Source organism: Flavobacterium sp. W22_SRS_FK3 (genome assembly GCF_052113665.1).
Classification (GTDB): domain Bacteria; phylum Bacteroidota; class Bacteroidia; order Flavobacteriales; family Flavobacteriaceae; genus Flavobacterium.
Map to the genome: position 1 here is coordinate 1 of NZ_JBGQOF010000005.1, position 12,970 is coordinate 12,970.

The following is a 12,970-nucleotide window of genomic DNA, read 5'->3' on the forward strand; positions in this document are numbered from 1 at the left end:
AATTGCAGGAACTGATAGTCCAAACACACCTGGATATTTATATGCTGTACAAGAAAAATACAAAAACGTTGAGGGAATTATTTTTACCGGATATGTTGAAGAAAATGATGTAGAAAGAATTTTTACTGATAGTACAATTGTAGTATTCCCTTATACATCTACTACTGGTAGTTCTGGAGTGCTACACCAAGCTGGTAGTTATGGGAAAGCAGTTATCATGCCAGATTTGGGCGATTTGGCTTTGTTGATTGAAGATGAAGGGTATAAAGGAGAATTTTTTAATCCGGAAAGTGCTAATTCTTTAGCAACAGCAATTGATAAAATCATCTCAAATGATGACTATCGAAAAGAATTAGCAATTACCAATTTTCAAGCAGCAAGTGCCCTTTCAATGGACAAAATTATAATGATGTATATAGAATGCTTTAAATCAATACAATAAAATTAAATTGAATCTTATGAAAATACTAATAGTAGATGATCAGCAATTGGTTTTGTTGTCTTTAGAAAAATTATTGAGTGGTTTAGGATATGAAGTTATAAGTACAGACAACATAATAGACGCCATTGCTAAATATGACATTGAAAAACCAAATTTAGTTATTGTCGACATTAATATGTCTAACCTTTCTAATGCAGAATCTACAAACGAAAATGGATCTGGCTTGGAAGTAGTCAAATATATTAAACAAATCAAAAAAGGCAATACACCTATAATGGTTTTATCTGGTAATACTGATGAAGAAGTCATTATAAAAGGTTTTGATTTAGGTATTGATGACTACATGAAAAAGCCTGTAAGCTTAAGCGAAATTAGCGCAAGAGTAAAAAGATTAATAGGATCTACTATTGAAAAAATTCCTTCAGAAAAACCCAATTCTAAGGAACGATATATCCAAAACAAATGTATTGGAGTTGTTATTCCGTGTTATAACGAGGAAACCCGTTTATCCAGTGCTGAATTTAAGTCTTTTGTGCATAAAAATTTAGGATACCATCTTTGTTTTGTCAACGATGGCAGTAAAGATAATACATTAGCCGTCTTGTATGAATTAACAAAAGGAAAAGAAGAATATATTAGCGTGTATGATTGCGAAAAAAATGGTGGAAAAGCTGAAGCTGTCCGCTTAGGAATGTTACACTTGGCCAAGCAAAATCAATTTGATTACATCGGTTTTTTAGACGCCGATTTATCCACCAACTTTGATGATTTTCAAGATTTGGCAGATACTATTTATAACTCTAAATATAAATTGGTTTTTGGTTCCAGAATTTCAAGAATGGGAGCTGACATTACTAAACAATCTGCAAGAGCGATCATTAGTAAGACCATAAATTATATTATTAGAAAAATTCTTGGAATGGAAATAAATGATACACAATGTGGCGCTAAAATAATGACAAAAGAAATTATAGAAAAAACTTTTAATGAAAAATTTATAACAAAATGGGTTTTTGATGTAGAGATTTTTATGCGAATGAAAAAAATATATGGTTCTGCAAAAACTCAGGAATTAATTTTAGAAAAGCCTTTAAACAGGTGGATTCACATGGATGGTTCTAAATTGTCATTTAAAGATTCCATAAAAATTATTGGTCAAATTGGTCAAATTGCACTCCATTATAGGTAAGAGCAATTTAAAATCGTATATAAATAATTAAAGAATATATTTTATAACAAGAATATTAGTAAAATTAATAAAGTTTTTATAAGTCGTTTATAAAACTTTGCATTACCTGTAAAATACTTTCAAATTTGTCGACAGACTCAGGTTTTTCATTCAATAATAGATTTTCATATTCATTAGTAATATAATAACTCTTTTCAAGACCTAAAATAGATATTTTATGTTTTAATTTATGAACACACTCTGCAGCAAGTTTGTAATGATGTTCTTGCATGCTTTTATGATATGAATCTATTTCAAGAGGAAGTTCTTTTTTAATAATAGCAATCATTTTTTGCTTAAATACATCGTCATCTCCAGAGAGTTGGTCTATATAATTTAAATTAGGCTGTTCCATAGTTTTTGGGTAAGGTAAAATAAAATGTTGTTCCAATGTTTTCTTTACTTTCAAGCCAGATAGAGCCTTTATAATATTCAATAATTTTGTTAACTATAGAAAGCCCCACTCCTGAATTTTGATTGTTGCTTTCTAATTTTGTGAATATTTTAAAAATTTTATTGTGGTATTTTTCAGCAATTCCGATACCATTGTCTTTGATGTAAAATTCAAAATCTTGCTCTTTTTCTTTACAGCCAATTTCAATTTGACCTTGTACCTTATCATTATAATGAATGCTATTTTCAATTAAATTTTGCATCAATTGCTTGAACCGCCATGTATTTCCTTTTATTTTTGGTAAATCATTAATTATAGAAATTTTAATGTTCTTGGGAATATGAATCCCTCTTTTAATTTCGTCAATCAACAGATTGAAGTCGATTAATCTTTCTTCAGATTCTAACTTATCCACAGTAGAATAATCTAAAATTCCTTTGATGAGCAAATCCATTTTTTCGACATTAAACAATACCTGATTAAGTAAACCTAAGCCACTTTCTCCCATTACATCATTATTATCCTCCAGAACCCAATTAATCAAAGTGTCAATATTTCTGAGTGGTGCTTTTAAATCATGAGAAACTACATGAGCATATTCGTTAAGTTCTCTGTTTTGATTTTCTAAACTTTGAAGCAATTCTTCTCTTTGCTTGTTCATTGTGACAATTTCTATAGATTGCTTTTTTAAGAAATCAGACTGATTAAAATCTTTTGCATTACCCAATTTTTCAGCATCCAAATTCATAGAATTTAAAATCTCTGTCAAATTTGAATTTATTTCTTTTAAACTATTGGCTTCCTCTCGCAGTTTTTTATTGGCTTCGAAAAGTTCGTCAGAACTAATTTTCATAGCATGTTGCAACATGCTCATCTGATCCTGGTGATTTTCATAAGATTCATTAACTGCCTGCAAAAATTGCTTTAAATCTTTTAAATGGTCTGGGTTAATAAATTTGGCAATTTGCCTTTTTAACAACGTATTCATTATTCGCTGATTAGGGTTAAAGTCATGGTTTGGTTATGTAATTCGCAAAATGTATTCTCGCTAAATGGAGCCATTTCGCCATAAGAGTAAAACCCGGTTATCGCTACTTCATTTCCAATTATTTCCTGAACGTGCTCTATTTCCTCTTCAACACGTTGATTCATTACTAATTTTCTACCTACACAACTCACTAATAAAGCGAGTTGTGGGTGATTTTTTCTGTTTTTCATTGCCAACATAGCCGCTTGTGAGGCTCCCTCGGCAATAGCATCTACAGAAGCCATCATAAGCTGTACTTTGGCATTTTCGGGCGCATCGCCAGCTAAAATCATCGACTGATCTTCGTTATTAATGTTTAAAATAGTACGAACAACAGCTTGCGATTTTCCTTCGGGCGTAACATTTAAAGGATATAACAAAGAAGCTTGCGGCAACTGATCGGCTTTGTTGCCTAAGTATTTTTTATATAAATCCAAAGCTGGCTGCCCATCGATTTCATACAATACATTGGCTTCTGATCGGGTAATAATTCTTTCGGGACCAAAAGAGCTCCATCCTCCAAAACTAGAAAAAGATATTTCTAAAGTTTCGCCATAAAATCCAATTAAAACGACTTCTCCCTCTTTTGGATTTTCTTTATAAGAAGCTAATGTTTTCTCAAATTTAGCATCGTCTCCACACATACCTCCTGAAATTGGTACTTTATTTTGAATGCCATTTTCAAGGCCTTCAATAAGGGAGCTTCCATTTACGAAACTTCCTTCAGAGAGTACAAATAAATGCTTCAAATTTTCTTTAGGTATTTGTTGGTAAAGAGATTGGCCTAAAGCATTCGCATCTTTATTATGATTAAAAATATTATCCGTCCTAATTTCAAAAGTACTTTTTTCAAATTCTATTGCAGTAACTACAACCGAATCATCAAATACATTTGCATCGATAATTTCGCCCGACGTTGAGCCAAAAACCAGATGTTCATAAGGAAACTCCTTTCTGACAGCATCAATGACTTCCGGGCGCTCTAATTGCATTCTATTTCCGAAAACAAGTACAAGCGGATTTTTTAATGCATCCTCTTTTATTAGGTATTCCCAATTTTCATTCTTTTTTTTATAAGCTTGAATTATTTTCATAGTTTCTATTTTGGTAGTTTAATAAAGAAGGTAGTACCTTTAGTCAGTTCACTGTCTATCCAAATTTTTCCCTTGTAATTTTCGACTATTTTTTTCACAATTGACAACCCAATACCTGTTGATCTCTTATTAGAAGTAAAAGATTGAAATATTTTAAATATTTTTTCCTGATTCTCTGCAGCAATTCCTGGCCCATTGTCTTTAATAGCAAAAACATAATGCTTTTTTTCTTCTTCAAAACTTATTTCAATGAATCCCAGAGGCTTATCAATGTAATTTACCGCATTGCTAATGATATTCATAAACAATTGTTGCATTCTAAATCGTTCAGCTTTGATTGTTGGCAGTTCATTTTTTATTACAACTTGAATGTTTTTTGGTATATGAATAATATCAATTATTTTGTTGATTTCAACATTCAAATTAATATTTTCAGTGATCATCTCAATATCATCTACTTTCGAATAAGTTAGAATTCCTTCAATCAAATGATCCATTTTCTCTACTTTGTCTTCTATCATATCAAGATACTGAAGCGTTTGCGCATTAAACTCTTTATCATTGTCCTCTTTGATCCAGGTAACTAGAGAATGTATGCTTTGTAACGGTGATTTTAAATCATGCGACACAATTTGAGCATAATCATTGAGCTGCTCATTCTGTTTTTCTAATTTTTTAAGCAGTTCCTCTTTTTGTAATTCCAGGCTCTTTTGTCGAGTTATGTCTAAATGTATTCCTATTGAACCAATTACTTCTCCATTGACATTATAATTTGGAGCACCGCTAATTAACCAATACCTCGTTTCTCCTTTTTTATTAATAGAAGTTACTTCATACGAATCTGACTTGCCTTTAACCCGTTCTTTATTTTTAAAATTAACTAATTTTTTATCTTCAGGATGCAATAAAATTTCAGATGCTTTGTTACCTAACAAATCAATCAAAGAAAAACCACTCATATCACAAAATGACTGATTAGCCAATTGTATTATGTCGTCCTGATCTACCTCCAATAAGCCCATATTCATATTGGCAATAATATTTCTATATTTTTCTTTTTCTCCTTCTAAGCTTTCTTTATATTTTTTCTTGATGGTGATGTCTTCAAAACTCCACAAATGACCGTCATTTTTATTGCCTTTTGCTATCGGAATAAAGCTCCTTTCGTAGACGCGTCCATCCGCCAATTCAATCTCTTCAGAAAAGACGTTTTTTTTGTTTCGTAAAATTTCTTCTACTCTTTCTATAAACTCATCTGGTTTTTTAAAAAAGTGCTTATTTTCTTCTGTGGCCATTTTAGAGTCAAAACCTATCATCTCTTCTGGTTTTCCTTTAAAATCGAATAAATCACAAAATCGTTTATTGGCAATTAACACCTTTCTATCCTCATCTTCTAATAAAATACCCGATTGAAGATTGGTTATTAACGAAGTCAAACGATTTTCAGAATCTATTAGTTGTTGATTGAATTCTTTTTCCTGACTTATATTTTCCTCAATGGCGAAAAATTTAATCACTTCTCCTTGCTTATTATACAATGCCTGCCCTTGCACTCTAACCCAATATTTTTCTTTAAATTTTGTGTAATTTAAGATTTCACAATTAAAAGGCAGACCCTCTTTTATTTGATTCCTTAAATAGGCAATCGTTTCCGGATTGGTTGCTTCACCTTGCAATAAACGACCAGGTCTATGACCAATCAATTCTTCCTTGGTGAAGCCAGTCATTTTAGTAAAACTACTATTAACCCACTCTATTTTACCTTTTTTGTCACAAATAACAACTGCGCTAATATTTTTATCTGCTATTGAAGAAAGTAATAAAAGTTGTTCTTCTTTTTGTTTATCTTCGGTAATGTCCTCGATCATTGCAAAATACTGAATCACTTTTTTGGAGGAATCCAGAATGGGCTGTCCCACTGTCTTAGACCAAAAAGTACCACCGTTTTTTTTAGCATGCAGAATTTCTACTTCAAAAGTATCTCCTTCGTAAAAAGCACTAATCATGCTTCTTATTTCTTCTTTATTAGATAAAGGATTTGAACCTAATTCAACTGGTGTTTTCCCGATAATCTCTTCGTTCTTATATCCCGTCAATTTCAGATAAGCAGCATTACACCAAAATATCTTTCCATCCGGATGTGTAAATACAATGCCGTTTTTATTGGTTTTTGCTACCAAAGAGAGCTTATTTAGTTCTTCTTGATTTCTTTTTTGTTCTGTAATATCGCGTCCATATATGTTAACATACTGCTGTTCCTGTAGACTTTTACAAACAAAAGAGTAATACTTACCATTGCTATCAGCTTCAAAAACCCACCTTTCTTTTGTTTTATCTATCTGGTGTACAATGAATTTTAAAAAATCATAAATTTCATAATCGGTCCCCTGAGATGTAAGATTTTTTAAATCGTGGGCCGCTGGATTCATTTTTAACAAATTTCCCTCAAAATCAATTCTAATCAATGGATCCGGGTTTTGAGTAGGAAATAGTGCTATATCGCGAATTTCCTTAGTCGCATCTTTTAAGTCGTTTTCTTGTTGATGTATTGTAGTCAAAGATTTTTGTAATGCTGCATCAGATTTGTCACGATTGTGCATTAAATCAAGTAAATCGAATGATGGATCGTGGTGAGCAAAATCAAAAAGAGATATTTTTTTTTCTTTAAAATTATGAACCGAAGTAAGCCAAAGGCTACCTAAAAATAAATATCCTTCTTCATATTTTTCGAATTGACCCCGAAACGAAACTTTATCTTGAAGTGATTTAATTATGACTAATTGATTTGTGACTTTATTAAAATTGCCACTATTCAATTCTTCAATAAATGGTTTAGCAATGGTAAATGAATCTAGGAAATATATATTATTTTTTAAGTCAGGAAGCAATTTGATAAAACTCTTACCTCTACCCTTAATAAGTAGGTTGCAATCTAACAAAACATAAAAAGGGAAAATCCTATTGAATGTTTCACTATCAAAATGAAATTGAGAATTTTTCATGTTGTTACCTCCTTAATTTTAAAAATTTATGTATACAGGATATGCTCACTATATCATTAATAATGATTTTAATACAAAAAGAGCCAAGAATACATCTGAATTTCAGCTAAAATCTTTCAGAATTGTAAGGTAAATTACTGCTTTTTTTCTTAAACAACAAATGTTTTAAATATTTAATGGTTATAAATTTCTTTAGACTGTTAAAAAAAGAAAAAATGATTCAAATACTATATTTCCTTCTCTGGCACTAGACTTAAAAAATAACTGTTATATTTTATTATTGTGAAATTAATTCATTAATGCTCCAATAATCTAATAACTTTTTTATTCTATCTACATAATCCTCATATTTCAAAGGTTTTAAAATGTAGCCCGCTATGCCTATCTTATAGGATTCCATAAGATCTCTGTGATTATTGGAAGTGGTCAAGATAATTGCTGGTATGTATTTTAATACATCATCTGTTTTTAAAATAGTCAAAAACTCAATTCCGTTTAGTTTAGGCATATTAAGGTCTAAAATAATAATATCAGGTATTATTTCTTTCATTTTTAATATATCAACTGCTTCCTCACCATTATTTGCTTCAATGATGCGATGGTTAAGTTCCAAAGTTTTTAATACTCTATTGAATTTCATTACTTCAATTGCATCATCTTCTATTAATAGTATATTTAACGATTTTGCCATTTTTTTTTATTTTTAAATTTTGATGCACATTTATCCAACTTCAAATGTATTTCATTACCTTAAAGTAAGAATCGTTTTTCGTCAACATATCATAAAGTATAGACAATTGGAAGAAAAGTGTCGATGAATGGTTTTTTTGCACAATGGATTTAAAAAGTATCTTCAACTCACTAAAAATTAACTCTAAAAAGATATTGTTGTTTGTCGTTTTTAAGTATCTGTTATAGATAAGTTTTTGAAGTTACATCAAAAAACATATCGGACACTTTTTTGTTTGGCAATACAAAATACAATCATCACAACGGTTCTACTTCATTTGTAAAGTTGCGGCATGTCAGAAAATTAATAATCCTGAGTTAATTACTAGTCAACTTGAAATTTTTTTGTTAACTCTATTTTCTTTTGTTTAATCGTGAAATTTTCGGGATAAATTAAACCAATTAGCTTCTTTATATGCTTAATTTATGAATATATATGTTTCATTTTATGAATTTTTCAACCCCTAAATTGTCGCCACAATTCCTTAACAAATCAACAACAATCGATATTCCCCTTCATTTTCTATGGGTGCCCTGTGAATACAAGGAAGCACTTGTTGTTTTGGATGATCTACCGCCAGTCGCCAAAGATGCCCTAGCTTTAAATTAACAGGTTCTACATCATCATGTACCTGATAATGCAAATCAAAATAATTTTCTTTCAAGAAGTCTTCAAATTCTTCTGATGGCCCGTCATGCAGCTCTTTTAGTTTTGCTCTAATTTCTGGAATTAGAATTTTTTGCTCTGCCTGCAAATTAGAAACAATATCACTTGCAGTCCCGTGATAGGTACACAAAAAAGTATCTGTCGCAATGGGTGAACGGTCAACATGAAACGAATACACATCAGTTGATATGAAATCAAATTCATCATCACGTTCATAACACTTAAGTAAATTAAGAGAGGGTGAAGCTCCAAAATCAGCTAACAATTGTAAATCATTTATGATTATTTCCCTTGCTATATTCCCCCTTTCTGATAGTTGGAGAGCAATTAGATCTTCAGGATAAACTTCGGTTATATTTTCTTTTATTTGTAATTTGGATACAATCTCATTAAAATCACCATCCAAATTTCTGTACCAGCATAGTGCATTCATTTCTCCTTTGAAATTTGTCTGCACAAGCTCAGAGAAAGTAGTTACGACACCAATTTGGCTGTTTTTAGAAAATATATTACTCATATTATGATGTTAAAAAACTAAATTACTTCTTGTACAAAAATATATAATAGAGGTCAGTTGAACTGTTTTTTTTTGTTTAAACTTTTAAGGTTAACTTCTTTTTTGCCACCGAAATTTAAGATGTTCATTATATCAATTGGCATCATTTTTAGTTTCATTGCAAAAGGGAAATACGTTTATGAAAACAGGATTTTTTTGTATTTTTAAGAATTAAACATACCTCAGGAATTTTACGCCATCAAATGCGTTTCAAATTTTAGAAGACAACCTATTTAAACTTTATGCTCTATTTTTGAAAGATGTTGAATTAATAGCGGGAGAAACTATTGCTTGTAATTGGATAAATAAAACGTGCTCACAAAAGTAAGATTGCTAATTTTAATCAAAGAATTCCTCGAAGCTCTGCTTGGGGTAATTTATTATACACAAAAATAATTAAATCAGCCAAAAATTTAAAAGAAAATTAAAATCAGACTCCAAACATTCTAATCAGAAAGATTTGCAATCATAGTACTAAGAATAATTTATCAGGAAAACATAAAACTTTATTGAAAGATATCCATATTAATAAAATAAATTTTATCTTTAAAAAATTGGCACCTGACAAAACATTCAAAAATTAATACAAAAAAAAATGAAGCAGATTACTGATATTCTAAATCTTAAAGAAGGAGAAGGTGACAGAGAAAAGACATTGGAGACCGTTAAAAAAAACATTTCTTTTAAGGGTGCAAATCTTTGGATATTAGCTTGTGCAATAATTGTTGCTTCGATAGGATTAAATGTAAATTCGACTGCTGTTATTATAGGTGCAATGTTAATATCACCACTCATGGGGCCTATCGTAGGTGCTGGTTTTGCCCTTGGTATATATGATTTTTCATTATTAAAAAAATCACTTAGAAACCTGCTCAATGCTACTGTTGTGAGTCTGATTGTATCTACATTATATTTTTACCTGAGCCCTTTTAAGGACGTTCAATCAGAATTGCTGGCCAGAACATCACCGAATATTTATGATATCCTTATTGCATTTTTCGGCGGTGTTGTAGGAGTAATCGCTGTTACCAGATCAGAAAAAGGAAATCCTATTCCGGGTGTAGCTATTGCAACGGCTTTAATGCCGCCACTTTGCACTGCTGGTTATGGACTGGCAACTGCTCAGTGGGCTTTTTTCCTCGGCGCTTTTTATCTGTATTGTATTAATTGTGTATTTATTGGTATAGCAACTTTTTTAATCATTAAATATCTTAATTATCCGGCGGTCAAACAAATTGATGAAAAACATCAAAAGCGTGTAAAATATACTATTGCCTTTTTAATCACAGCAATGTTAGCGCCCAGTAGTTATCTTGCGTATTCATTATACAGAGAACAGCAATTTAAAAAAAATGTAAATATTTTTATTGAAAATGAATTCAGTAATAAGGGATACACGGTTGTTTATAAAAAGACCGATTTTAATCGACACAATAAAAAACTGGAACTTGCTTTTTTATCTAAGCGTTTTTCTCCCGCAGAAATAATGAATATAAAAAACAAGCTGAGCCATAATAAATACCTGAGTGGAACGAACCTGCATATCAGGCAGGACAGTACAGATCGTTTCAATGATCTTAAAGGTGATATTTTAAATCAGATTAAGAGCAGTGAAAATGAAATGAACATAAAAGATGTAAAAATCATACAGCTTGAAAAAGAGCTGGCAAAAAACAAATTTGACAATAGACAAATTTTAAAAGAAATACGAACATTATTTCCTAATGTCAATTCACTTTCAATCGCAAAAAACTCATTAATAAATTATAAAGACAGCACCACAACGATCACTGCAGTAATTTACGATGGGCCTAAAAGCCTGACTAAAGACGAGAATGATAAACTCACAAAATGGCTCAATGAACGTCTGTCTGTCAAAGATGCAATACTATTTAAAAAGCAGTAAATAAAGTTATTGCTTTTTATTATAGAGTTTTAAAAGCAGAAAACCTGAAACTCCGGAAATTATAGAAGCAATTAATATGGCAAATTTAGCCTCATTCTGATAAGTTTGTTGCTGAAAAGACAGCAAAGCGATAAATATCGACATAGTAAATCCGATTCCTCCTAAAAGGCCCAGCCCCAGTACATGAGTCCATTTGGTCTCATTGGGTAAATCTGCTGCCTTGATCTTTACCGAAAACCAGGACATTAAAAAAATACCAATAGGCTTTCCGAGAAAAAGACCCAATATTATCCCCAACGAAAGATTTCCTGTAAGTCCCTGCAGCATTGTTGTTTCAAAAGCAATATTGGTATTAGCCAAAGCAAAAATAGGCATAATGATAAAATTTACCGGACGTGTCAAAGCATGCTCGAGTTTTTCTAATGGCGAATCAGTATCGTCTTCATTAGTTGGCAGTGTTACGGCAACAAGTACTCCAGCTATAGTGGCATGAATTCCTGAATGATGAATAAAATACCACATAAAAGCACCAGGGAGCAAATAGAAAAATAAATTTTTAATACCCAGGCGGTTAAAAATTATAAGCAACAAAAATATAGCACCGGCATAGCCTAAATACAGAAAATGGATTTCGGAAGAATAAAAAATAGCAATAACCAAAATCGCAATAAGATCATCAACAATGGCTAAAGCGGCAAGAAAAATTTTGAGACCCGATGGCACTTTATTTCCTAAAAGTGACAAAATACCAAGGGCAAAAGCAATGTCAGTAGCCATTGGAATCCCCCACCCTTTGGCGGTTTCAGTACTTTGCCCATTAAAAATAAAATAAATCACTGCCGGGACCAATACCCCTCCGATTGCAGCCAATACCGGCAATGCAGCCTGGCGGATAGAAGAAAGTTCACCCTCAATAACCTCCCTTTTTATTTCAAGACCCACCAGAAGAAAGAAAACGGCCATTAATCCATCATTTATCCATAACAAAACCGGATACTTAAGTTGAATCGAAGTAGTTTCATATCCTAAAGGGTAAGATAGAAAATCATTAAAAGTTGTACCAAAGCTGGTATTTGCAATTAAAAGTGACACAATTACACATGCAAGAAGTAAGACACCTCCAGATGAGGAAGATTGAAAAAAATGCGCGAAAATTTTAATATTAATGAGTTTTGCCATTTTACAAAAATATGTAATATCACCTGAAAAGGCAAACAGAATTTTGGAGAAATAAATACTATCATATTTGTTTTTTATAGCTAAAAACCTAAATAATTCAGTAATGCCTGCTGAAAATGATAAAATTACACCTAATGATACTGAAACATTACTTATCAAGTTTAAATTTGAAAACGTATAATATGTTAAAATTCATTCTACATCTTCCTTTATTTTCTTTCAACGAATAATAAAAACATGTAAATACTTGCGTTATTCTCGACAAGGCTTTAGAAGGTAGCGTATATTTAGATTTCTTCTTCTGTGAAAACCTCAAAATTAATTCCTAAAAAATATAGTTGTAAATATGATCCCTGATGAGATTTTTATACTTTATTAATATTTTTTTTAAAATTTAGAATGATTAACTTTTTAAAATTACTATATTTGTAAAGTATCAATATACCTGTGTTTAGAAGGTATTTATAATTCTCCAATATCTGCATGAAACAATTTAAGTTAATAAGTGTTATTTTACTATTCCTGCTTGCTTTTATAAGCAAAGCAGAATGTAAATACACTTCCGGACTTGAAAAATTCAAATTGCAAAATAGATTTATAACTTCTGAAACCCGGTCCTTTTCAACCTCAGATTTAGTGTGTGCTAAAGACTATGATTTTCATTTCATTGTCAAAAGGAAGGTAAAACACCGTGCTACAACTTCACAAAGTTGTGATTTGAGAATGCCTTACCTTATCAAATTAGT

The 12,970-nt window shown here is 31.2% G+C and carries 10 protein-coding genes; 3 read left to right on the forward strand and 7 right to left on the reverse strand.

Annotated features, from left to right (window positions below; all coding sequences use genetic code 11):
- On the forward strand, nucleotides 1-442 hold a 442-nt coding region (locus ACEN2I_RS06000; RefSeq protein WP_441765188.1), incomplete at its 5' end, for a glycosyltransferase.
- 16 nt (nucleotides 443-458) lie between these two features.
- On the forward strand, nucleotides 459-1,631 hold the full coding sequence (locus ACEN2I_RS06005) for a glycosyltransferase (RefSeq protein WP_441765189.1): 1,173 nt from the start codon (nucleotides 459-461) through the stop codon (nucleotides 1,629-1,631).
- Nucleotides 1,632-1,707: 76 nt separating this feature from the next.
- Here ACEN2I_RS06005 and ACEN2I_RS06010 read toward each other — a convergent pair whose 3' ends face one another.
- The 6 genes from ACEN2I_RS06010 to ACEN2I_RS06035 all read right to left on the reverse strand — a co-directional run bounded on the left by ACEN2I_RS06010 (nucleotide 1,708) and on the right by ACEN2I_RS06035 (nucleotide 9,100).
- Nucleotides 1,708-2,025: an Hpt domain-containing protein gene (locus ACEN2I_RS06010; protein ID WP_441765190.1), complete on the reverse strand. Its 318-nt coding sequence runs from the start codon at nucleotides 2,023-2,025 to the stop codon at nucleotides 1,708-1,710.
- Nucleotides 2,012-3,052 carry a sensor histidine kinase gene (locus tag ACEN2I_RS06015; RefSeq protein ID WP_441765191.1) on the reverse strand — a complete coding sequence of 347 codons (1,041 nt, stop codon included), beginning with the start codon at nucleotides 3,050-3,052 and terminating at the stop codon, nucleotides 2,012-2,014. The genes ACEN2I_RS06010 and ACEN2I_RS06015 overlap by 14 nt, the downstream gene beginning before the upstream one ends.
- Entirely contained in the window at nucleotides 3,052-4,185 is a 1,134-nt protein-coding gene (locus ACEN2I_RS06020; RefSeq protein ID WP_441765192.1) for an FIST signal transduction protein, read from the reverse strand. Before ACEN2I_RS06020 ends, ACEN2I_RS06015 begins: the two co-directional genes overlap by 1 nt.
- Before the next feature lie 5 nt (nucleotides 4,186-4,190).
- Nucleotides 4,191-7,187 carry a PAS domain S-box protein gene (locus tag ACEN2I_RS06025; protein WP_441765193.1) on the reverse strand — a complete coding sequence of 999 codons (2,997 nt, stop codon included), beginning with the start codon at nucleotides 7,185-7,187 and terminating at the stop codon, nucleotides 4,191-4,193.
- Between the two features lie 277 nt (nucleotides 7,188-7,464).
- The gene (locus tag ACEN2I_RS06030; RefSeq protein WP_441765194.1) at nucleotides 7,465-7,878 is read right to left on the reverse strand and encodes a response regulator; all 414 of its coding nucleotides are present in this window, start codon (nucleotides 7,876-7,878) and stop codon (nucleotides 7,465-7,467) included.
- A 523-nt stretch (nucleotides 7,879-8,401) separates the two neighbouring features.
- Nucleotides 8,402-9,100: a DUF1826 domain-containing protein gene (locus ACEN2I_RS06035; RefSeq protein WP_441765195.1), complete on the reverse strand. Its 699-nt coding sequence runs from the start codon at nucleotides 9,098-9,100 to the stop codon at nucleotides 8,402-8,404.
- A gap of 634 nt (nucleotides 9,101-9,734) precedes the next feature.
- Here ACEN2I_RS06035 and ACEN2I_RS06040 point away from each other — a divergent pair.
- Nucleotides 9,735-11,045, forward strand: a complete 1,311-nt coding sequence (locus tag ACEN2I_RS06040; protein ID WP_441765196.1) for a DUF389 domain-containing protein — start codon at nucleotides 9,735-9,737, stop codon at nucleotides 11,043-11,045.
- A 6-nt stretch (nucleotides 11,046-11,051) separates the two neighbouring features.
- On the opposite strand, the gene nhaA is transcribed toward ACEN2I_RS06040, so the two are convergent.
- A complete protein-coding gene (gene nhaA / locus ACEN2I_RS06045) occupies nucleotides 11,052-12,224 on the reverse strand; it encodes a Na+/H+ antiporter NhaA (RefSeq protein ID WP_441765197.1) in 1,173 nt (390 codons plus the stop codon).
- Nucleotides 12,225-12,970: the final 746 nt, after the last annotated feature.

Bases quoted from the DNA above. Each gene is read 5' to 3' on its own strand.
- nhaA (WP_441765197.1), bottom strand. From the start codon at position 12,224: ATGGCAAAACTCATTAATATTAAAATTTTCGCGCATTTTTTTCAATCT.
- ACEN2I_RS06005 (WP_441765189.1), top strand. From the start codon at position 459: ATGAAAATACTAATAGTAGATGATCAGCAATTGGTTTTGTTGTCTTTA.
- ACEN2I_RS06040 (WP_441765196.1), top strand. From the start codon at position 9,735: ATGAAGCAGATTACTGATATTCTAAATCTTAAAGAAGGAGAAGGTGAC.
- ACEN2I_RS06010 (WP_441765190.1), bottom strand. From the start codon at position 2,025: ATGGAACAGCCTAATTTAAATTATATAGACCAACTCTCTGGAGATGAC.
- ACEN2I_RS06030 (WP_441765194.1), bottom strand. From the start codon at position 7,878: ATGGCAAAATCGTTAAATATACTATTAATAGAAGATGATGCAATTGAA.
- ACEN2I_RS06035 (WP_441765195.1), bottom strand. From the start codon at position 9,100: ATGAGTAATATATTTTCTAAAAACAGCCAAATTGGTGTCGTAACTACT.
- ACEN2I_RS06015 (WP_441765191.1), bottom strand. From the start codon at position 3,052: ATGAATACGTTGTTAAAAAGGCAAATTGCCAAATTTATTAACCCAGAC.
- ACEN2I_RS06025 (WP_441765193.1), bottom strand. From the start codon at position 7,187: ATGAAAAATTCTCAATTTCATTTTGATAGTGAAACATTCAATAGGATT.
- ACEN2I_RS06020 (WP_441765192.1), bottom strand. From the start codon at position 4,185: ATGAAAATAATTCAAGCTTATAAAAAAAAGAATGAAAATTGGGAATAC.